This is a genomic window from Streptomyces sp. DG2A-72, from assembly GCF_030499575.1.
In the GTDB taxonomy this organism is placed as follows: Bacteria; Actinomycetota; Actinomycetes; order Streptomycetales; family Streptomycetaceae; genus Streptomyces.
The window spans coordinates 2,596,434-2,616,845 of sequence record NZ_JASTLC010000001.1 but is presented as its reverse complement, the minus strand read 5'-3'; the positions used below and the strand labels follow the sequence as shown (position 1 = coordinate 2,616,845).

Below are 20,412 nucleotides of genomic sequence, written 5' to 3'. Positions count from 1 at the left end.
AGTGGTGCGTACGCGCAGTCAGTGGGCCGCCGGAGTAGCGGTCCACCACCAGTTCTGGATCGAGTGCGCGAACATGAGGCGCACCTTACCCCAAGTCCCGGCGGACGGGATGTCTCATCTTCTGGGCAGCGTCCTGAGACCACGACATCACCCCGTAATGTTGACGTCGTGACCGTGAACGCTAAGACCAGCGCGAGCGCTGGCAACACCTGGCGAGACCTGCCCGCGGCGCAGCAGCCCGAGTACCCCGACCTTGAGGCTCTGCGCGCAGTCGTTGCGGACCTCGAGTCGTATCCGCCGCTCGTCTTCGCGGGCGAGTGCGACCAGCTGCGCGCCCGGATGGCGGCCGTCGCCAAGGGAGAGGCGTTCCTTCTCCAGGGCGGCGACTGCGCCGAGGCCTTCGACGGGGTGTCCGCGGACCAGATCCGCAACAAGCTCAAGACCCTGCTCCAGATGGGCGCCGTGCTGACGTACGCCGCGGCCGTGCCCGTGGTGAAGGTCGGCCGGATCGCCGGCCAGTACTCCAAGCCGCGCTCCAAGCCGACCGAGACCCGCGACGGCGTGACCCTGCCGACCTACCGCGGCGACTCCGTCAACGGCTTCGACTTCACCGAGGCGGCCCGCATCCCGGACCCCGAGCGCCTGAAGCGGATGTACAACGCCTCCGCCTCCACGCTCAACCTGGTCCGCGCCTTCACCACCGGCGGCTACGCGGATCTGCGCCAGGTGCACGCCTGGAACCAGGACTTCGTGAAGTCGTCCCCGTCCGGCCAGCGCTACGAACAGCTGGCGCGCGAGATCGACCAGGCGCTGAACTTCATGCACGCCTGCGGGGCCGACCCGGAGGAGTTCAAGACGGTCGAGTTCTACTCGTCGCACGAGGCGCTGCTGCTGGACTACGAGTCGGCGCTGACCCGCGTGGACTCGCGCACCGGGCAGCTGTACGACGTCTCCGCGCACATGGTGTGGGTCGGTGAGCGCACCCGGCAGCTCGACGGCGCGCACATCGAGTTCGCCTCGAAGATCCGCAACCCGATCGGCATCAAGCTCGGCCCGACGACGACGGCCGAGGAGGCGCTGCAGTACATCGAGCGCCTGGACCCCGACCGTGAGCCGGGCCGGCTGACCTTCATCGTGCGGATGGGCGCGGACAAGATCCGCGACCGGCTTCCGGAGCTGGTGGAGAAGGTCACGGCGTCGGGTGCGACGGTGGCCTGGGTGACCGACCCGATGCACGGCAACACCTTCGAGGCGGCCTCCGGCCACAAGACCCGCCGCTTCGACGACGTGCTCGACGAGGTCAAGGGCTTCTTCGAGGTCCACAAGGGCCTGGGCACCCACCCGGGCGGCATCCACGTCGAGCTCACCGGTGACGACGTCACCGAGTGCGTGGGCGGCGGCGACGAGATCTTCGTCGACGATCTGCACCAGCGCTACGAGACGGCCTGCGACCCCCGCCTCAACCGCAGCCAGTCCCTCGACCTGGCCTTCCTTGTCGCCGAGATGTACAGGGACCAGTGACGGGTTCGCCTGTTACAGGGGCATGAAGTAGGGCGTGGATCACATACGATCCACGCCCTACAGCACTTTTGGGCCACCCGTGCGACGGGTAAGGTTAGGTTAGCCTCACCGATCATCGGGATGGCACGACCTTACGGATTCCCTCGGGAGGTGAACCGCGTGTACGTCTGCAACTGCTTCGGTGTGACCGAGGCGCAGGTGAAGAAGCACGCGCAGGGCGGCGCCTGCACCCCCCGCCAGATAGCCTCGGCCTGCAAGGCCGGCACGGACTGCGGGTCGTGTGTCCGCCGGATCCAGGCGCTGCTGGGCAGGGGTGCCTGCCCGCGCGGTGAGCTGGTCGACCGGGGTGAGCCGGTCCTCGCCGAGCTGGAAGAGCTGGAAGAAGCCGCGTAGCCGGGCCGCTCGGTCCGCTGCTAGCTCGGCTGCTCGATCTGCTGCGCGATGTACAGCGCCTCGCCGAGCTTGTCGATGAGCTGCAGCTGCGTGTCCAGATAGTCGATGTGGTGCTCCTCGTCCTCGAGGATCGACTCGAAGATGTTCGCGGACGTGATGTCGCCCTTCGTGCGCATCACCTCGATACCCCGCTTGAGGCGGTCGATCGCTTCGACCTCCACCTGCCGGTCGGCCTGGAACATCTCGGTGACCGTCTGGCCGACCCGCACATGGAACAGCCGCTGGTAGTTGGGCAGGCCGTCCAGCATGAGGATGCGCTCGGTGATCTTGTCCGCGTGCTTCATCTCGTCGATGGACTCTTCACGCGTGTACTTGGCGAGCTTCGTCCAGCCGTTGTTGTCCTGGATCCGGTAGTGCAGCCAGTACTGGTTGATCGCCGTCAGCTCGCCGGTGAGCTGTTCGTTCAGAAACTCGAGAACCTCGGGGTCGCCCTGCATCGCAGAGGCTCCTTCCAAGCGGGGAACTGGCAGGTTGCGCCGCATCCTTGCACCGGTGACAAAGATCGTCCAGTAAGTCTTCACTTAGTAAGTAAGGGCATGCTTAGTCCGATATGTACGGGTTGAGGGCAAGGGCGGTCAGGTGCACTGCCTCGGGTCTGTCAGGATGGAGACATGGGTCAGCCGGTGGAGAGCGAATCTGGAGGAACGGCACAGCCGGAGCTTCCGCCGGGGCAGCGAGTGCAGCGCGGCTGGCCGGTCACGCACTACGGTCCCGTTCCCAAGTTCCGGCCCGAGCGCTGGGAGTTCAGGGTCTTCGGCGCGACCGCGGACGGCGAGAAGGACTCCTGGACCCATGAGGAGTTCACAGCCCTGCCGTACACCACCGTCGTGGCCGATCTGCACTGCGTGACGAAGTTCAGCATGCTCTCCGCGGAATGGGGCGGCATTCCGGCCCGTACGATCCTCGAGATCGCCCCGCCCGCACCCGAGGTCACCCATGTGATGGTGTGGGCGGAGTACGGATTCAGCTCCAACCTGCGCCTCACGGACTTCGCCGCCGAGCGCACGATCTTCGCCACCCACAAGGACGGCGAGCTCCTCACCGCCGAGCACGGCTTCCCGCTCCGCCTCGTCGTCCCCCATCTGTACGCCTGGAAGGGCCCCAAATGGGTGCGCGGGGTCGAGTACATGACCGCCGACCGCCGTGGCTTCTGGGAGGAGCGCGGCTATCACAACCTCGGCGATCCATGGAAGGAACAGCGGTACTCGTACCAGGAGGAGCCCGGGGACGGGCCCGAGCTCTGAACCTGCCGGTAAGCTGAGCGCCGGTCAGCAGGACAACCGGGCAGGAGCGCCAAGATGGCCTTCGTCAACGTGATCTTCTCGGAGGCCGCGGCGCGTGTGCGCGACAGTCTTCCGGACGACCGCCGTGAGCTGCTCCAACGTGGCCTCGCCATACTGACCACGGACCCCCGCCCCAAGGTCTCGTCGCCCATTTCCGGTGATGAGAACACTCGCTCCCTCGCGCTGACCCACACCATGGCCATTGAGTATGTCGTCAGTGACGGGCTGCTGATCGTGCTCGTGGTGCACCTCGTCGACACGACCCACGTCCTGTTCGAAAACGAGGACTGACCGCCTCGCGCCTCAGCCGTCCCTGAGCTTCTTCAGCCGCTCCACATCCGCCGCATGCCCCTGCTTGCCGCCGGGTGTCTCGATGATCAGCGGGACGCCCTTGGTGGCGGGGTGCGTCATCAGCGCGCGGAACGGGTCCTCGCCGATGTGACCGGCGCCGATGTTCTCGTGGCGGTCCTTGTGGGCGCCGACCACGTCCTTGGAGTCATTGGCGTGGATCAGCTTCAGCCGGCCCTCGCCGACCGTGTCCACCAGCAGATCGAGCGTCTGGTGCATACCGCTCGGCCCGGTGAGGTCGTGTCCGGCGGCGAAGATGTGGCAGGTGTCCAGGCAGACGCCCAGCATCGGATGGGCGTCCAGCGCGTCGAAGTACGGTCCGAAGTCCCAGGTGCGGGAGCAGAGCGAGGAACCCTGGCCCGCCGTCGACTCCAGCAGCAGATACGGGTCGTCGTCGTGGGTCAGCTCGTCCAGCAGCGGCAGCAGGTACTGGCGTACCTGCTTCAGCGCCACGGCACGGTCCCGGCCGCCGGTCGCGCTGCCCGTGTGCACGACCACGCCCAGCGCCCCGATCTCCCGCCCGCGCCGCAGCGAGTGCCGCAGGGAATCCACCGACTTCTCCGCGGTCGCCTCGGTGTGCGAACCGAAGTTGATCAGGTACGGGGCATGTACATACGCCGGGATCGACTCGGCGGCGCAGGCCGCCCGGAACTCCTCGTCCTGCCGCGGGTTTCCGACGGGCGTGGCCCAGCCGCGCGGGTTGGCGACGAAGACCTGAACGGTCTCGGCCTTGAGGTCACGGGCGTACGTCAGGCCCACGGAGTTCAGACCGCCGGCGACGGGGACATGCCCGCCGACGGGGTTGCGCGGTTGCTTGCCGGTCATTCTGTTCGCGGGTCCCGTCAGCGGATCTGGATGGTGATCGTCGACCCCTTGGGGGCCGTCTTGCCACCCTTCACGGACTGCTTCTTGACGGTGTCGCCGAACAGCCCGAGCAGACCGCGGTCCTCGTCGACCTGGAAGCCGGCGGCCTGAAGCTCCGCCTTGGCGTCGTCGACGCTGTCGCCGACCACGTCCGGGACCTCGACCATCTCCGGGCCCTTGGACAGCGTCAGCGTCACCGTGTCGCCCTCGGCGGCCTCGCTGCCGGCGGCCGGGGACTGGCGCGCGACCTGGCCCTTGTCGAACTCCGAGGTGACCTGCTCGGCAGCGACCCGCACCTTCAGGCCGGCCTCCTCCAGCTCCGCCTTCGCGTCCTGAAGGCTTGCGCCGGCGACATCGGCGACCTCCACGGGGCTGCCCTTGCTGACGGTGAGCGCGACCGCGGAGCCGGAGCGCCGGGTGGTGCCCGAGCCCGGGTCGGTGCTGATCACGAAGCCCGCCTCGACGTCCTCGCTGAACTTCCGGGTCACCATGCCCGGTGCCAGCCCTTCCTGCTTCAGCACGGACCGCGCCCGGTCGAGCCGGTAGCCCTCCACATCGGGCACCTGCACGTTCTGCGGGCCGTCGGAGATCGTGAGCGTCACGGAGTCGTTCTGCCGTATCCGGTCGCCCACCCCCGGATCGGTGCTGATGACCGAACCGCGCTTCACGGTGTCGCTGTAGGCGTGCTTGACCTGGCCGACCTCAAGACCGGCCGACTCCAGCCGGTCCCGGGCCTGCGCCTGCGTCTTCGTCACCAGCGGCGGGACCCGGGTGAACTGGCCGGAGTTGATGTACCAGATACCGGCGCCCACGCCGAAGACCAGCAGGACGGCCGCGATGATCGTGAACAGCCGTCCGCGGGGCGGGGCGGAGCGGCGCGACGGCAGGGGCGGCGGGCTCTGGAAGCGGCTCGTGCGGTGGACCTCGGGCTCGTCCTCGTTGACCGGGAGGGTCAGCGCACGCGGGATCACGCTCGTGCGGTCGTCCGCGTTGAGATGTCCGGACGTGATCGCCTGTGGCGGCACCGCGTCCAGTTGGTCCGCGCTGAGCGCGCCGCGGGTCTCGCGCGCGTGGGCGAGCAGCGCCACGGCGTCGTACGGCCGGATGTCGGGGTTGCGGGCGGTGGCGGACGCCATCAGCTCGTCCAGCTCGTACGGCAGCCCCGGGACGGCGGCCGACGGGGGCGGTACGTCCTCGTGCAGGTGCTTGTAGAGCACTATCGCGGGGGAGTCGCCCTGGTGCGGGCGGTCGCCGGTCAGCATCTCGTAGAGCATCACGCCGCACGCGTACACGTCGACGCGCGGGTCGGTGGTGCCGTGCTCGATCTGCTCGGGGGCGAGGTACGAGACGGTGCCGAGGACCGCGCCGGTGGTGTTGGTGACCGTGTCCACGGCCCGCACCAGCCCGAAGTCGGCGACCTTGACCCGGCCGTCGTCTCCTATCAGCACGTTCTCCGGCTTCATGTCCCGGTGCACGAACCCGGCGCGGTGCGCGGCACCCAGCGCGGCGAGCACCGGCTCCAGGATGTCGAACGCGGCGCGCGGCTGGAGCGCCCCGCGCTCGCGCAGTACGTCACGGAGCGTGCAGCCCGCGATGTACTCCATGGCCAGATAGACGTACGACCCGTCGGTCCCCTGGTCGAAGACCTGCACCACGTTCGGATGAGCCAGCCGCGCCACGGACTTCGCCTCGCGGATGAACCGCTCCACGAAGGAGCCGTCGGTCGCGAGCGTGGGGTGCATCACCTTGAGTGCGAGGACACGGTCGAGCCGGGTGTCCACGGCCCGGTAGACCGTGGCCATCCCGCCGACGGCGATCCGCGCGTCCACGCGATAGCGGCCGTCGAGCACCTGCCCGACCAACGGGTCCTGAAGGGTCGTATCCACGCAGGTGAGTCTACGAGCCACCGCTGACACAACCGCCGTTTCGGTCGTGATAGGGGCTCTACTGCAGCCGAGCTGTGACGCACGTCGCACGTATGTGATCAGAAGGCAGGGCGCTCGGGGTCCAGCCGTGCCATGCCCTCCGCCGGAGAGGACGCCTCCGCGAAGTGACGTCGCGGAATCCGCCCGGCCCGATGAGCCAGCCGCCCCGCCTCCACCCCGCTCTTCATGGCGGCAGCCATCAGCGCCGGCTCCTGCGCCCGCGTCACCGCCGAGGCGAGCATCACACCGGCGCACCCCAGCTCCATCGCCAGCGCCGCGTCCGACGCCGTACCGGCTCCCGCGTCCAGAATCACCGGCACGCGCGCGTGCTCCACGATCAGCTGGAAGTTGTGCGGGTTGCGGATGCCGAGTCCGGAGCCGATGGGCGAGCCGAGCGGCATGATCGCGGCGCAGCCGACGTCCTCCAGCTTCCGTGCCAGCACCGGGTCGTCGTTGGTGTACGGCAGCACCGTGAACCCGTCGTCCACCAGCGTCTCGGCTGCCTCCAGCAGCTCGATCGGGTCCGGCAGCAGGGTGCGCTCGTCGGCGATGACCTCCAGCTTGACCAGGTCGGTGCCGAGCGCCTCCCGCGCCAGCCGGGCGGTGAGAACGGCTTCCCCGGCGGTGAAACAGCCCGCCGTGTTCGGCAGCACCCGGATGCCGAGCCGCTCCAGCACCGACAGCACCGAGCCGTGCACATCGGGGTTCACCCGCCGCATGGCGACCGTCGTCAGCTCGGTGCCGGAGGCGACGAGCGCCCGCTCCAGCACCTCCAGGCTGGGCGCACCGCCCGTACCCATGATGAGACGGGACGAGAAGGCCGTACCGCCGATGACAAAGGGGTCGTCAGCCATGGTCAGCCTCCTTGGACGGCCGTGAGGACTTCGACGCGGTCTCCCTCGGAGAGGGACGTGGCGGACCACTCCGCGCGCGGGACGACGGTTTCGTTCAGGGCGGCGGCCACTCCGGAGGGCGCCGCGGTGAGGGACTTCACGAGGGTGTCGAGGGCGGTGCCGTCGGTGACCTCCCGACGCTCACCGTTGATCCAGACGATCATGCGGGCAGCTCCGTGAGTGCGCCGAAGCGCTTCGGGGTGAAGGGGCGGGCCTCGTCCGGGAGTTCACCGGTGGCCAGCGCGTGGGCCATGGCGTCGCCGGTGACCGGTGTGAGCAGCACGCCGTTGCGGTAGTGGCCGGTGGCCAGCAGGAGTCCGGGAAGGGCCGTCGGACCGAGCAGTGGCGCGTTGTCGGGGGAGCCGGGGCGCAGTCCGGCCCGGGTCTCCGTCAGCGGCAGCTCGGTGAGGCCGGGGACCAGCTCGTGCGCGTCGCGCAGCAGCTCGTAGACGCCGCCCGCCGTCACTGTCGTGTCCCAGCCCAGCTCCTCGCTGGTCGCGCCGATGACCAGCTCGCCGTTCTCGCGCGGCACCAGGTAGACATGGCTGCCGCGGACCACGGCGCGCACGGTCCGGCTCAGGAACGGCGCGAACCGCTCCGGCACGGTCAGCCGCACCACCTGCCCCTTCACGGGCCGTACGGGCGGCAGTACGTCCTCCGGAACGCCCGCGAGCTGTCCGCTCAGGCTGCCCGCGGCGAGGACGACCTGCCCCGCGCCCACGGTCTTGCCGTCGCGCGTGACGACACCGGCCGCGCGCTCCCGTACGACCGACAGCCGCTCGGCCCAGGTCCGGTGGAAGACCACTCCGGCCCGCTCGCACGCGGCCACCAGCGCACCGGCGAGCCGCCGCGGGTCGATCTGATGGTCGCCGTCGACCCGCAGCCCGCCGCGCACACCGGGCGCGAGCATCGGCTCCAGACGCCGGCACTCCCGCCCGGACAGCCACTCGGAGTCCAGCCCCGACGCCCGTTGCAGCGCGTGCAGTTCGCGCAGATGGGCGCGGTCGTCGGCGTCCAGGGCGACGGTGAGCGTGCCGCACTGGCGGTAGCCGAGGTCGTGGCCGGTCAGCTCGGTGAGTTCGGCCGCGAAGTCCGGGTAGCGGCGGGCCGAGGCGAGGTTCAGGCCGAGCAGGGTCTGCTCGCCGTAGTGCAGTTCCGTGACGGCGGCCAGCATCCCGGCCGCCACCTGCGCGGCTCCGCCGCCCGGCTCGGGATCCACGACGGCCGTGGCGAACCCGCGCTGCGCGGCCCGCCACGCCGTCACGAGTCCGATGATTCCGCCCCCGATGACAAGGACGTCTGCGGTGTCGGACGTAGCTTTGTCGAACGTAGCTGTGTCGGACGTATGCGACATGGGCGTCCAGCCCCTCCCTTCGCCGGCATGACCCGGATCAGGTTCGTACGGTCGGAGGCCGCCAGCCTCCCTCTCAGCCCGGTGCGTCCGGGCTCCCGCGAGTGCTCTACGTTGGCCACCCTAGCCCCTGTTTCCGCGCCTTTGTAAGGGAGCCTGTGTCATGCCCCGCTCGCTCGACAGCCTTGTCCTGGCGCCTGTCGCCGACCAAGCCCCAGGTCAGGTGGGTACGCGCACGCGGTTCACGTACCACGAGGAGGACGGGACGATCTGGGCCGAGTACGCGGGCGGGGACGTCGTACGCGGGCGTCTGGTGGGTACCCGTGAGGGCGACCGGCTCGACTTCCGGTACGTGCAGCTCAAGGGCGACGGGACGACGTCCTCGGGGCACTGCGTGTCGACGGTCGTGGAGCTGCCGGACGGGCGGGTGCGGCTGGAGGAGACCTGGGAGTGGGAGTCGCAGCCGGGCAGTGGGACGAGTGTGGTGGAGCAGGTCGACGAGGATTGTGGAGCAGGTCACTGAACCCGGCCGCTGACTGACGAATCGTCAGTGTCTATGGTGATCAGGTGAGCGAGCAGACGCAGCAACGAGGCACGTCACAGCCGCGGCGCGTGGTCGTGGCCGGTGCGGGCATGGCCGGTGTGCAGATGGCCGTCGCCCTGCGGGAACAGGGCTTCACCGGCACCGTGACGCTGATCGGCGCCGAGCCGCACCAGCCGTACGACCGGCCGCCGCTGTCCAAGGCCGTGCTGCTCGGCAAGGCCGAGGGCTCCGCCTTCGACGTGGACTTCGAGGCGCTCGGCATCGAACTGGAGCTGGGGCGCGAGGTGCTGGGTGTGCGCCCCGCCGAGCACGAGCTGGACACCGAAGCCGGGCCCGTCCCGTACGACGTCCTGGTCCTCGCCACCGGTGCGGAACCGATCCGGCTGCCGGGCGCCGAGGGCGTCCCCGGCGTCCATCTGCTGCGCACCCTGGACGACGCCGAGCGGCTGCGGCCGGTGCTCGCCCGGCAGCACGACATCGTGGTCGTCGGTGCGGGCTGGATCGGCGCGGAGTTCGCCACGGCGGCGCGCGAGGCGGGCTGCGCGGTGACCGTCGTGGAGGCCGCCGACCGACCGCTCGCGGGAGCGCTGCCCGCCGAGGTGGCCGCGCCGATGGCCGCCTGGTACGCCGACAGCGGCGCGGTGCTGCGGACGCACGCGCGCGTGGAGCACGTCGAGCCCGGCGCGGTCGTCCTCGACGACGGCTCACGGCTGCCCGCGGACGCCGTCGTGGTCGGCATCGGTGCCCGGCCCGCCACCGCCTGGCTCGCCGGTTCGGGCATCAAGCTGGGCCGGCACGGCGAGGTCGTGGCCGACGACCGGCTGCAGACCTCCGTCCCGGACGTCTACGCGGTCGGCGACTGCGCCTCCTTCCCTTCGGGAAGGTATGGCGAGCGCCTGCTGGTCCACCACTGGGACAACGCCCTCCAGGGGCCGCGCACGGTCGCGGCGAACATCATCGGCGAGGCCCCCGCGGTGTACGACCCGGTCCCGTACTTCTGGTCGGAGCAGTTCGGCCGCTTCGTCCAGTACGCCGGCCATCACGCGTCCGCCGACACGACCCTGTGGCGCGGCGACCCCTCCGGCCCGTCCTGGACGGTGTGCTGGCTCCGCGAGAACCGCCTGGTCGCCCTGCTCGCGGTGGGCCGCCCCAGGGACCTGGCCCAGGGGCGGCGGCTGATCGAGGCGGGCGCGGAGATGAATCCGGTACTGATCTCGGATCCGGCGCGACCGCTCAAGTCGGCGACGGCGTAAGGCGTCCGTGGTGGGGGGGCGACGACTGTCACGGCGTAACGCGTTCGCGCAGGTCGGACGGGTCTGGCTTCCGACTGTCAGTCCGGGATGGCACGCTTGTCCCGTGACCGAGATTGACGCAAAGATCGATGCTCTCGTCCCCGCCTGGCTCACCCTGCCCGACATCGCAGAAATGCTCGATGTCGAGGTGACCCGCGTCCGGCAGCTGGTCAAGGACGGCCAGCTCATCGCCGTACGCCGTGGTGAGAACCGCGCGCTGCACGTCCCCGCCGCCTTCATCGACGGGGCCGAGCAGAAGGTGGTCAAGGGCCTGTCCGGGACCCTGACGCTGCTGCGGGACGACGGCTTCACTGACGAAGAGATGCTCGAGTGGCTCTTCACCCCCGACGAGAGCCTGCCCGGCACCCCCGCGCAGGCCCTGAGCGAAAACCGCGGCACGGAGGTGAAGCGCCGCGCCCAGGCGCTCGCCGTCTGATCACCGCACGCTGACCTGAACACGTCCGGCGTACGGGCCGCGGCCCGCGAAGGCCACGGGCACGGTGCAGTGCGGCCCGCAGCGGCCGGCGAGCGGCCCTTGGCAGCCGACGGACACCCGCGACGGCACGCGCGCCGCGGCCCGTACGCCACCGACCATCACCGTGGCCCGTACGCCACCGACAATCGTGGCGTTGCGCCACCGACAAACGGGGGAACCCATGCCCGACACCGCCGCCACCCTGCGCGACCGGCTCGCCGACGCCCGCGTCTATCTGTGCACGGACGCCCGCAAGAGCCAGGGCGACCTGCCCGAGTTCCTCGACGCGGTCCTGGCGGGCGGCGTTGACATCGTGCAGTTGCGGGACAAGGGCATGGAAGCGGCGGAGGAACTGGAGCACCTCCAGCTCTTCGCCGACGTCTGCGCCCGGCACGGCAAGCTCCTCGCGGTCAACGACCGGGCGGACGTCGCCCACGCCGCCCGCGCCGACGTACTCCATCTCGGCCAGGGCGATCTGCCCGTCCCGGCGGCCCGGGCGATCCTCGGCGACGACGTTCTCATCGGCCGCTCGACACACGCCGGGTCCGAGGCGACCGCGGCCGCGGTCCAGGACGGCGTGGACTACTTCTGCACCGGCCCGTGCTGGCCCACCCCCACCAAGCCCGGCCGCCACGCCCCCGGCCTCGACCTGGTCCGCCACACCGCCGCCCTCGGCACCGACCGCCCCTGGTTCGCCATCGGCGGCGTCGACCTGGCCAACCTCGACGAGGTGCTGGAAGCGGGCGCCCGCCGGGTCGTCGTCGTACGGGCCATCACGGAGGCGGCGGATCCGGGGGCCGCGGCGGCGGAGTTCGCGAAGCGGCTGAGGGCGGCGTAGCGCGTAACGCAATGTTTGTCCGATGGGTGGACAGTAAGACGACAAATCAGGCAAATTTCCGGGGCCTGGTTGGGGGACCGACGCGCCCCCACTAACCTGCCCGTATGGCCCTCGGAACCGCATCCACCAGGACGGACCGCGCACGCACGGTGCGTGACATGCTCGCGACCGGCAAGACGACGTACTCCTTCGAGTTCTCGGCGCCGAAGACGCCCAAGGGCGAGCGGAACCTGTGGAGCGCGCTCAGGAGGGTCGAGGCGGTCGCCCCGGACTTCGTCTCCGTGACCTACGGCGCCGGCGGCTCCACCCGCGCGGGCACGGTCAAGGAGACCCAGCAGATCGTCGCGGACACCACCCTCACCCCGGTCGCCCATCTCACCGCGGTCGACCACTCCATCGCGGAACTGCGCAACATCATCGGCCAGTACGCCGACGCCGGGATCCGCAACATCCTGGCCGTGCGAGGCGACCCGCCCGGCGACCCCATGGCCGACTGGGTGGCACACCCGCAGGGTCTGACCTACGCCGCCGAACTCGTCCAGCTCATCAAGGAGTCGGGCGACTTCTGTGTCGGCGTCGCCGCCTTCCCGGAGATGCACCCGCGTTCCGCCGACTGGGACACGGACGTCACACACTTCGTCGACAAGTGCCGGGCCGGTGCCGACTACGCGATCACGCAGATGTTCTTCCAGCCGGAGTCCTACCTGCGCTTGCGCGACCGCGTGGCGGCCGCCGGCTGCGCGACCCCGGTCATCCCCGAGGTGATGCCGGTCACCAGCGTCAAGATGCTGCAGCGGTTGCCGCAGCTCAGCAACGCCGCCATCCCGGCCGTTCTGAAAGAGCGGATCCTCACAGCAAAAGACGATCCGGCCGCTGTACGCTCGATCGGGATCGAGTTCGCCACGGAGTTCTGTGCGCGGCTGCTGGCCGAGGGAGTGCCCGGGCTGCACTTCATCACACTCAACAACTCCACCGCGACACTGGAAATCTACGAAAACCTGGGCCTGCACCACCCACCGCAGGCCTAGACCGGCCACACCGGTATACGACACACTGCGTAGCGGCCACTGGGAGAGGGGCGTACATGGGCTGGACGGTCCTCTACATCGCGTTCGGCATCGTCGCGCTGTGGCTGCTCGGCGAGGTGCTGCTGCAGTACAAGGCGCGGCTGCGCTGGCGAGTGCTCGCCTTCGTCGGCTTCCTCGGCGTCGTCCTCGGCGTGCTGCTCGCCAACGTGATCGTCATCGGTCTGGGCGCGGCTGCCTTCGCGGTCGGCCAGACGTACGTGACGCTGTCCTTCCGCAGCGGCTTCGCGGCCGGCTGGGCGGTCGCCGGCCGTCCGTCGTTCGGCGCGAGCAAGCGCCGCCGCGGTGAACCGGACCGCCAGGAGCCGACGCTGGAGGTCACCGACCTCCAAGCGGCCGACGGCGGTTACGGCCCCGACGACCTCAAGTACGACCAGGGCAACGCCGGTTACGGCCAGGACGACGACTACGACCGCGACGACGTCTTCACCCCGGTGCGGTCCGCCGACCCCACGGCCGCCGAGACGACCTCGGTCTATGAGCCCCAGCCCCTGCCGGACGACACCGGTTCCTACGGCATATACAGCGAAACCTCCTCCTACCCGGCCGGCGCGGACCCGTCGTACGCGGCCGCCGGCCAGACCCAGGACCAGTACGCGGCGGCGGCCCAGGGCGCCGACCAGGCCTACGCGTGCGACTACTCGGGCTACGACCAGCAGCAGTACGGCTACGACGCCAACGGCCAGCAGCAGTACGCCGCCTACTCCGACCCGTACATCGGCACCCAGACCTACGACGGCTCCGGATACGACGCCAACGCCACCTACGGCGGCCAGCAGCAGTACGGCCAGCAGGGCTACGGCCAGGACCAGTACGCCACCGGCGAGTACGGCTCGCAGACCCCGCCCGGCGGTGTGTGGGTCCCGCAGCAGCGCACCGACGAGGCCTACGGCGGCGAACTTCCGCCGGAACAGCCGTATCCGTACCAGGGCAACGGGCAGCCGCAGGGGAACGGGTACGACGAGCAGCAGTACCGGTTCTGAGCCGCCCCCTCAGCCAGTCCCGCCGTTCCAGCTCACTGAGAGCCCCGGAAGTCCGGTCCCTCGACGATCAGTCCGGCGACCAGTGCGCCCGACATGCCCGCGTGGGGGAGACCTCCGCCGGGGTGCGACCAACCGCCGACCGTGAACAGCCCTGGTATCGCCGTGCTGTTGGCCGGGTGCAGCAGGGTCCCCTCCGCCGCGGCCAGCGCGGGTGCGGGGACGCCACCGCCCTCGGCGCCGGTCTCCTGCCGGGTGTGCTCCGGCGTACGGACCTCGCGCCACAGCGTCCGCTCACGCAGGCCCGGCATGGCCCGCTCGGCCTCGGTGACCATCCGGTCCGCGAAGGCGTCGGCGGCGCCGGGCACGGTCCAGTCGTGGTGCGTCAGGGACGGCACCGTCGCCGTGAGCACCACCGCTTCGTGGGCGTCGTCGGGCCGCAGCGCCGGGTCGTCCGGCCGGTCGATCCGGACCGTCGGCCGCGCGGGCGGCTCACCGAGCCCGAAGAGGTCCAACTCGCCCTCCCGGTCCGGGGTGTGCACCACTGTGCGGTGCGCTGCCCCCGCCTCCCGCGCTCCGCGCAGCGCCAGGCAGACCACGATCCGGCCGGGAGCCATGCCCTCGGGGTGGGGCTCGACGGCCTCCGGTGGGTACAGCGCGTGCCCGCGCATCAGATCGGCCACGCGCCAGGGGCCGTTACCGACGACCGTGTCCGCCTCCGCCACGCTCCCGTCGGCGAGCTCAACGCCCGCCGCCCGGCCGTCCTTCTCCACGACCCCGGTGACCTCGGCACCGAAGTGGAACTCGACCCTGCGGGCCAGGCACCGCTCGTACACCGCGCGCGCCAGCTCCCGCATACCGCCGCGGACATACCAGGTGCCGAAGGCATGCTCCATGTAGGGCAGCACGGCCGCGCTCGCCGGGGCGACGCGCGGATCCAGGCCGTACGCCAGCGCGTGGCTCTCCAGCAGGGCGGTGAGCCGGGGGTCGCGCAGTTCCCAGGCGGCGACCTCGGCGAGCGTGCCGGCCCGGCGGGTGCGCAGCAGGCGCTTGTGCGGGACCGCCGGGTAGGGCTCGCGCTCGGCCAGCACCGACCAGTTCGGCCACAGGGGCTCCTCCAGGAGCGGCCGGCGGGTGCGGTCCCAGGCCTCGCGGGCCCGGACCAGGAAGTCGCCCCAGCGGGCGCCCGCGCCGGCGCCCAGTGCCTCGTCCAACGCGGCGACCACGCCCGCGCGTGAGGCGTTCGGCAGGGACACCTCGGTGCCGTCCGCGAAGACGTGCCGCGCCGACGGGTCGACCTGGGTCAGCTCGACGCACGCCTCCAGCGGCTCCTTGCCGGTCTTGAGGAACAGATCGCGGTAGACAGCGGGCAGCGGCAGCGTCCCGGGGCCGGTGTCGAAGGCGAACCCGTCGCGCTCGAGGCGGCGCACCGCACCGCCGTACGTCTCCGTACGCTCGTACACCGCCACCCGGTGGCCCGTGACGGCCAGCCGGGCGGCAGCCGCCAGCGCGCCCATCCCGGCGCCGATCACCGCAATTCGTGCCATGCCAGGGACTTTATCGGCCGCCACTGACAATGCGGTCGCGGGAGGCCGGTCGCCTCGGCCCGGGCACCAGCGGCCCCCGGCCGGAGGGAGTACGGACACGGAGGTGATCGTGACCAGGCGGTGGCACGGCGTCCTGGGCACGCGTGCGCAGGACTGAGTACATGTACCTAGTGAGTGAGATGAGTACGCGCGCGGATGGGGCCCAACCTGCGAGAACGAGAGAGTGGAGGCACGGAAAGGGGCGCGGCTCCGGCACCGGCGACACGGGGCGCCGGAACGGAGCGGGCCCACGATCCGCTCCTTCCGCCGGCCGCGGTCGGCGGGAGCGAGACGGGGGACCCGGGGGAACGACCGAAACGGGGTCCAACGGGGGACACGGGGGACAACGGGGGAGCACGAGGAAGCGCCGGTTCGATGGTGGCCCGCGGGGGACGCGGCCATATCGGACCGGCGCTTTCCATTGCGCCTACCGCCTGATCGCGACTACCGCCCTACCGCCTTCCGCCGGCGGTCTACTTCCTGCCGCTCACGCGCCCCTGGAGCAGCCGCGAGAGCGCCGCGTGCACATCGTCCAGTGACCGTTCCGGCTGGAAGGCCTGCCAGTCCAGCGCGGCCACCAGCACCATGCCGACCAGCGCGGACGCGGTCAGCGGGATGTCGATCTCGTCGCTGAACTCGCCGCCTTCGATGCCCGCACGCAGCACGTCCTCGACGACGGCCACGGCCTGCTGCCGTACCACCATCAGGGTGGACTGCCAGGACCGGTTGGTGCGCCACAGCTCGGCCACATACAGCTGGGTGAACGCCGGATAGCGGTCGATGAAGACGAGCCCCGCCCGGATCATCGCGTCCAGGGCGTCGACCCTGCTGCCGCCCTCCCGCGCCGTGCTGTCGGCCGCCTCCCGGAGGGAGGCGGTGAGGAGCCCCACGCCGTGCCGCAGCAACTCCTCGAAGAGGACCGACTTGCTGGCGAAGTTGTAGTAGACCGTGCCCTTCGCGACGCCGGCGCGTTCGGCGATCTCGTCCACGGTGGTGGCGGAGAAGCCCTGCTCGGCGATGAGCGTGACGGCTGCCTCGTAGAGCTTCTGCCGGGTGGCCTCGCGGCGCGTACTGCCGCCCGACGTGGCGCTGCTGCGTTCCATGGCCCCGATTCTCACAGGAGCCGTCCCCCGAGGAGTCACCGGAGGCGTCACCGCGGGGCTCACAGGGTCAGCTCCGGGTGCAGCCGGTCCAGTGTCCACACCTGGCGGCGGCGGGCCGAGAGGGCGGTCAGGGCGAGGGCGCCCGCGGTGAAGGCGGTGAGCACCACGCACGCGTGCCACACCGGTTCCAGGCCGCCGCCCGTGATGAGCCTCCTGAGGGCCTCGACGACGTAACTCATCGGCAGGAACGGGTGGATCGCGCTGAAGAAGCCCGGACTGGTCTGCACCGGGTAGGTGCCGCCCGCGGACGTCAGCTGGAGCATCAGGAACGCGAGGACGAGAATCCGGCCCGCCGCTCCGAAGCGGGCGTTCAGCCACTGCACGATCGCCGCGAAGCAGGCCGTCACGAGGAACAGGAAGCCCACCGTCCCGGCCGCCCGCGCCATCTCCAGGCCGATCGCCCAGTGCAGCACCGCGACCAGGGCGACGGTCTGGAGCACCCCGATCGCCACCACCGGCAGCCAGCCGGCCAGCGCGATCCGCCAGGCCGAGGCACCGGCGGCGAGCGCACGCCGGTTCATCGGCGTGATCAGCATGTAGGCCACCATCGCGCCCACCCACAGGGACAGCGGGATGAAGTACGGGGCGAAACCGGTGCCGTAGTTGGGCGCCTTGTGCAGGTCCTCGGAGACGAGCCGGACCGGGTCCGCCATAACCTGGGTGCGCCGGTCGCGGTCCTGCGCGTCGTAGTCGGGGATCTGCTCGGCGCCGTCGTGCAGCCCGCCCGCGAGCTTCCCCGAGCCGTCGACGAGCTTGTACATGCCGCCGCTGAGATCTTCCGCGCCGGTCCTCAGCTCCCCGACACCTTCGTCCAGGTCGGTCGCGCCGGTCTTGGCGGTGCCCAGCCCCGAGTGCAGCTTCTTGGCACCTGCGGCGACCTTGGCGGCCCCCTTGTTGAGGTCGTTGATCTTGGTGACGGCGTCGTCGAGGTCCTCGGAGAGGTGCGGTGCGCGGTCGGCGAGTGCCTGGGCCTGCTTCTGGAGCGTGGCGAGGTTCTTGTCGAGCTTCTTCAGGTCGCCGTCCTGGTCGGCGATCAGCGTGTTGAGGTCGTCGGCGATCTTCGCCACGTCGGTCGCGGCCTGCTCGGCCTTCTTCAGGTCGGCGCAGGCGCCGTCGGCCAGCACGGCGTCCTCGCAGCGCCTCTTGTAGATGTCGTCCAGCGTCTCGGTGGCCGCGTGGGCGCCCTTGGAGGCGACCGGCGCGGCCTTCACCAGGGCGCCGAGGTGATTGCGGATCGCGCCGGACGAGTCGGCGACCAACCGGGCGGTGTCACCGATGGTCTTCTCGTTGCCCTTCAGGAAGGGCCCGATCTTGTCGTCGACGCCGTTGACCTTGTCGGCGAGTGTCCGCGTGCCCGCCGCGACCTGCTCCGAGCCGTCCTCCAGGTCGCCCGCGCCCTTGTTGAGCTTCGTGAGGCCCTTGGACAGCTTGCCGCTGCCGTCCTCGGCGTCCTTCAGACCCGCCGCGAGATCCTTTGAGCCCTTCTCCGCCTTGCCGATGCCGCCCTTGAGCCTGTCGGCCCCGTTCGCTGCCTCGACCGTCTGCCCGTGGATGTCGGAGAACGAGATGAAGATCTTGTCGAGGAAGGACCGCGACGCCTTCGTGGACGCGGCCTGGCGCACCTCGCCGAACACCGTCCGCGAGATCTGCCCGACGATGTAGTTGTTCGCGTCGTTCGTCCGCACTTGAAGCGCGCCCGTCTCGGGCGACGTGCCCGCACTGGAGGCGATACGCCTACTGAAGTCGGTGGGCATGGTCAACGACAGGTAGTACGTGCCGTCCTCGACCCCCGCCCGGGCCTCGGCGGCACTCACCTCGCGCCAGTCGAAGACCTTGCTGTCGCGCAGCCCCTCCGTGATGTCCTCGCCCGCGGTGAGCTTCTTGCCGTCGGCCGTCGCCCCCTTGTCGTCGTTCACGAGCGCCACCGGGATCCGGTCCAGACGGCCGTACGGATCCCAGAACGACCACAGGTACAGCGCGCCGTACAGCAGCGGCAGCAGCAGGAGCGCGGCCAGCGCGGCGCGCGGCAGCTTCCCCCTGCCGAACCGCCGCAGTTCAAGCGCGGCCAGTCGCGGCGAGCGCATCGGCTTTCCCCTCCTCGCGTGTGGTCACCATGAGCACGTCTTCCGGGGCCTGACTGCACACCGCCACCACCGTCGTCCCCGCCGCGGCGAGGGACCGCAGCAGCCCCCAGACTTCCTCCCGCTCGGCGTCCGACAGCTTGAGGTCGACGTCATCGACGCCGAGCAGCTGCGGGTGCCCGATGAGGGCCAGGGCCAGGGACAGCCGTAGCGCCTCCAGACGCTCCAGATCGCGTACGGCCGTCCGGGAACCCTTGGGCAGCGCCTCCCGGTCCAGTCCTACGGCGGCCAGAGCGGCGTCGATCCGCAGCCTGGCCTCGGTCACCCGCTCCCCGCGAGGCCGCACCAGAGCATGCAGCGAGTCGCCGAACCGGCGCTGCAGCAGCGCCCGTTCGCGCAAGTGCTCCCCGACGGTCAGGGCCGGGTCGAGGTCGGTGACACCGGCGACGTGCGCCAGCGCGCTGACCCGTCGTACCGCCGCCATCCGCTTCGGCAGCCCGAACTCACCGACGCCGGCCACCCCTTCCGTGGCCTTCATCCGCCCGGTGAGTGCGAGCAGCAGGCAGGTGCGCCCCGACCCGGACGGCCCCTCGACCGCGACGAGCGAGCCGGGCTCCGCCTCGAAGGAGACCCCGCGGAAAGCCCAGCCGCGGGGTCCCTCGAGGCCGAAGTCCCGGGCCATGACGGCGAGTCCGCCCATGGCTCCCCCAACTTCGGTAATTTGAACTGACTGGTCAGTGCAAAAGTTAACCCGAACTGTCGATCGAAGCAAAAGCCCAGGTCAGAACGGATTGTCAGTGCCATACCTCACGATGGGCACATACGGCACCTCATAGCGTGCCGACCACAGACGACAGGAGGTTCGTCATGGCCAGCTATCACGCAGCAGCCGCCCGCCGGCGCCGCGCCACCGGCCCTGCCCCCTCACTGACCGGCCCGGCGAGCGACGTGCACCCGGTACTGCGCCGGGCCACGGCCCCGCCCGCCGCCCTCGACCTGCTCGCCCAGGCCCGTGCCGGACTGGACGAGGCCGCCGTTCTGGAAACGCCGAACGAGCGCTATGCGACGGCGCACCTCGCGGCTCTGCGCACCGCCGCCGCCGTGCTCGCCGCCCGCGGGCGCCCGGAACCCACTTCGCGACGCCGGGCCCGCATCAGGAGCGCATGGGAAGTGCTCCCCGAAATCGCGCCAGAGCTCACCGAATGGAGCGCCCTGTTCGCCTCCGGGGCCCGGCGCCGTGCCCGGGCCGAGGCCGGCATCCAGGGCGCGGCCACCCGCCGCGACGCCGACGACCTGATACGCGACGTGGCGATGTTCCTCCGCCTGGTCGAGCGGATGCTGGTCCTCCAGCCGGTCCTCCCACAGCCACGCCAGGACGGAGACCAGTCGGAGGAGGAAGTACGGGCCGAGCCACGGGAGATGCCGGACGCGGGCTGACAGGGGGTTCCTGTCCGGGCGGGGCAGAGCAGAGCGGGATTCTCTGCCCGGGCACGCCACAGAACGGGCGCGTAACGGCATGGCGTGCCCCGGAGCCCGGAGCCCGGAGCCCGGAGCCCGGAGCCCGGAGCCGGGCGCTCAGCGCGACGCAATGCCGTGCACCGCAGTGACCAGGTGCGGTGCCGGAGGCAATAGGGTGGAGGGCGCCTGACGCCTTCCTTCTCCCGTTGCCGGGGCCGGGGAGGCAGCCCGTTCGCTCCGCCGCGAGAGGCGGTGCCGCGCCGAGGAGTCAA

General features: G+C 70.7%; 23 protein-coding genes and 1 riboswitch. Of the genes, 11 read left to right on the top strand and 12 right to left on the bottom strand.

Features of this window, described 5'->3' with window-relative positions; genetic code table 11:
• Positions 1–18 precede the first annotated feature (18 nt).
• Positions 19–75 (bottom strand): trp operon leader peptide, encoded by a 57-nt coding sequence (locus tag QQY66_RS50355; RefSeq protein ID WP_362948465.1) that lies wholly within the window; start codon positions 73–75, stop codon positions 19–21.
• A gap of 93 nt (positions 76–168) precedes the next feature.
• On the opposite strand from QQY66_RS50355, the gene QQY66_RS12530 reads away from it, so the two are divergent.
• The gene (locus QQY66_RS12530; protein ID WP_301979283.1) at positions 169–1,521 is read left to right on the top strand and encodes a class II 3-deoxy-7-phosphoheptulonate synthase; all 1,353 of its coding nucleotides are present in this window, start codon (positions 169–171) and stop codon (positions 1,519–1,521) included.
• A 150-nt stretch (positions 1,522–1,671) separates the two neighbouring features.
• Complete coding sequence (locus tag QQY66_RS12525; protein WP_301979281.1) at positions 1,672–1,914, top strand: bacterioferritin-associated ferredoxin; 243 nt, start codon at positions 1,672–1,674, stop codon at positions 1,912–1,914.
• 20 nt (positions 1,915–1,934) lie between these two features.
• Here QQY66_RS12525 and bfr read toward each other — a convergent pair whose 3' ends face one another.
• Positions 1,935–2,411 (bottom strand): bacterioferritin, encoded by a 477-nt coding sequence (gene bfr / locus QQY66_RS12520; protein WP_301979280.1) that lies wholly within the window; start codon positions 2,409–2,411, stop codon positions 1,935–1,937.
• A gap of 174 nt (positions 2,412–2,585) precedes the next feature.
• Between bfr and QQY66_RS12515 the strand changes: the two genes are divergently transcribed.
• Together QQY66_RS12515 and QQY66_RS12510 are read left to right on the top strand one after the other, a co-directional pair.
• A complete protein-coding gene (locus QQY66_RS12515; protein WP_301979278.1) occupies positions 2,586–3,218 on the top strand; it encodes a sulfite oxidase-like oxidoreductase in 633 nt (210 codons plus the stop codon).
• A gap of 54 nt (positions 3,219–3,272) precedes the next feature.
• Positions 3,273–3,548 carry a hypothetical protein gene (locus QQY66_RS12510; protein ID WP_301979277.1) on the top strand — a complete coding sequence of 92 codons (276 nt, stop codon included), beginning with the start codon at positions 3,273–3,275 and terminating at the stop codon, positions 3,546–3,548.
• Between the two features lie 12 nt (positions 3,549–3,560).
• Here QQY66_RS12510 and QQY66_RS12505 read toward each other — a convergent pair whose 3' ends face one another.
• From QQY66_RS12505 to thiO, 5 genes are all read right to left on the bottom strand, one after another.
• Positions 3,561–4,430 (bottom strand): deoxyribonuclease IV, encoded by an 870-nt coding sequence (locus QQY66_RS12505; RefSeq protein WP_301979275.1) that lies wholly within the window; start codon positions 4,428–4,430, stop codon positions 3,561–3,563.
• 17 nt (positions 4,431–4,447) lie between these two features.
• A complete protein-coding gene (gene pknB, locus QQY66_RS12500) occupies positions 4,448–6,355 on the bottom strand; it encodes a Stk1 family PASTA domain-containing Ser/Thr kinase (protein ID WP_301979273.1) in 1,908 nt (635 codons plus the stop codon).
• Positions 6,356–6,453: 98 nt separating this feature from the next.
• Positions 6,454–7,248 carry a thiazole synthase gene (locus QQY66_RS12495; RefSeq protein WP_301979272.1) on the bottom strand — a complete coding sequence of 265 codons (795 nt, stop codon included), beginning with the start codon at positions 7,246–7,248 and terminating at the stop codon, positions 6,454–6,456.
• Positions 7,249–7,250: 2 nt separating this feature from the next.
• The gene (gene thiS / locus QQY66_RS12490) at positions 7,251–7,451 is read right to left on the bottom strand and encodes a sulfur carrier protein ThiS (RefSeq protein ID WP_301979270.1); all 201 of its coding nucleotides are present in this window, start codon (positions 7,449–7,451) and stop codon (positions 7,251–7,253) included.
• The gene (gene thiO, locus QQY66_RS12485; RefSeq protein WP_301979268.1) at positions 7,448–8,641 is read right to left on the bottom strand and encodes a glycine oxidase ThiO; all 1,194 of its coding nucleotides are present in this window, start codon (positions 8,639–8,641) and stop codon (positions 7,448–7,450) included. The genes thiS and thiO overlap by 4 nt, the downstream gene beginning before the upstream one ends.
• Positions 8,639–8,750, bottom strand: a riboswitch (TPP riboswitch). Its footprint overlaps the gene before it by 3 nt.
• A gap of 51 nt (positions 8,751–8,801) precedes the next feature.
• Here thiO and QQY66_RS12480 point away from each other — a divergent pair.
• The 3 genes from QQY66_RS12480 (at position 8,802) to QQY66_RS12470 (ending at position 10,910) form a co-directional block, all read left to right on the top strand.
• Positions 8,802–9,161 carry a hypothetical protein gene (locus QQY66_RS12480; protein ID WP_301979266.1) on the top strand — a complete coding sequence of 120 codons (360 nt, stop codon included), beginning with the start codon at positions 8,802–8,804 and terminating at the stop codon, positions 9,159–9,161.
• A gap of 44 nt (positions 9,162–9,205) precedes the next feature.
• A complete protein-coding gene (locus QQY66_RS12475) occupies positions 9,206–10,435 on the top strand; it encodes an NAD(P)/FAD-dependent oxidoreductase (RefSeq protein WP_301979265.1) in 1,230 nt (409 codons plus the stop codon).
• A 103-nt stretch (positions 10,436–10,538) separates the two neighbouring features.
• Positions 10,539–10,910 (top strand): Rv2175c family DNA-binding protein, encoded by a 372-nt coding sequence (locus tag QQY66_RS12470; protein ID WP_058925820.1) that lies wholly within the window; start codon positions 10,539–10,541, stop codon positions 10,908–10,910.
• Here QQY66_RS12470 and QQY66_RS12465 read toward each other — a convergent pair whose 3' ends face one another.
• Positions 10,911–11,132 (bottom strand): hypothetical protein, encoded by a 222-nt coding sequence (locus QQY66_RS12465; RefSeq protein WP_301979262.1) that lies wholly within the window; start codon positions 11,130–11,132, stop codon positions 10,911–10,913.
• Between QQY66_RS12465 and thiE the strand changes: the two genes are divergently transcribed.
• The 3 genes from thiE to QQY66_RS12450 all read left to right on the top strand — a co-directional run bounded on the left by thiE (position 11,131) and on the right by QQY66_RS12450 (position 13,855).
• The gene (thiE, locus tag QQY66_RS12460) at positions 11,131–11,787 is read left to right on the top strand and encodes a thiamine phosphate synthase (protein ID WP_301979260.1); all 657 of its coding nucleotides are present in this window, start codon (positions 11,131–11,133) and stop codon (positions 11,785–11,787) included. The two genes, QQY66_RS12465 and thiE, sit on opposite strands and share 2 nt — an antisense overlap.
• Positions 11,788–11,891: 104 nt before the next feature.
• Positions 11,892–12,815, top strand: coding sequence for a methylenetetrahydrofolate reductase [NAD(P)H] (metF, locus tag QQY66_RS12455; protein ID WP_301979259.1), 924 nt, complete (start codon positions 11,892–11,894; stop codon positions 12,813–12,815).
• Between the two features lie 56 nt (positions 12,816–12,871).
• Positions 12,872–13,855 (top strand): hypothetical protein, encoded by a 984-nt coding sequence (locus QQY66_RS12450; RefSeq protein WP_301979258.1) that lies wholly within the window; start codon positions 12,872–12,874, stop codon positions 13,853–13,855.
• 32 nt (positions 13,856–13,887) lie between these two features.
• Here the strand turns inward: QQY66_RS12450 and QQY66_RS12445 are convergent, their stop codons facing one another.
• From QQY66_RS12445 to QQY66_RS12430, 4 genes are all read right to left on the bottom strand, one after another.
• Positions 13,888–15,399 (bottom strand): NAD(P)/FAD-dependent oxidoreductase, encoded by a 1,512-nt coding sequence (locus tag QQY66_RS12445; protein WP_301979257.1) that lies wholly within the window; start codon positions 15,397–15,399, stop codon positions 13,888–13,890.
• 512 nt (positions 15,400–15,911) lie between these two features.
• Positions 15,912–16,541: a TetR/AcrR family transcriptional regulator gene (locus QQY66_RS12440; RefSeq protein WP_301979254.1), complete on the bottom strand. Its 630-nt coding sequence runs from the start codon at positions 16,539–16,541 to the stop codon at positions 15,912–15,914.
• A gap of 59 nt (positions 16,542–16,600) precedes the next feature.
• Positions 16,601–18,685, bottom strand: a complete 2,085-nt coding sequence (locus QQY66_RS12435; protein ID WP_301979252.1) for a YhgE/Pip domain-containing protein — start codon at positions 18,683–18,685, stop codon at positions 16,601–16,603.
• Positions 18,657–19,382, bottom strand: a complete 726-nt coding sequence (locus tag QQY66_RS12430; protein ID WP_301979250.1) for an ATP-binding cassette domain-containing protein — start codon at positions 19,380–19,382, stop codon at positions 18,657–18,659. Before QQY66_RS12430 ends, QQY66_RS12435 begins: the two co-directional genes overlap by 29 nt.
• A gap of 167 nt (positions 19,383–19,549) precedes the next feature.
• Here QQY66_RS12430 and QQY66_RS12425 point away from each other — a divergent pair, with 167 nt between their 5' ends.
• Complete coding sequence (locus QQY66_RS12425; protein ID WP_301979248.1) at positions 19,550–20,119, top strand: SAV_6107 family HEPN domain-containing protein; 570 nt, start codon at positions 19,550–19,552, stop codon at positions 20,117–20,119.
• Positions 20,120–20,412 lie beyond the last annotated feature (293 nt).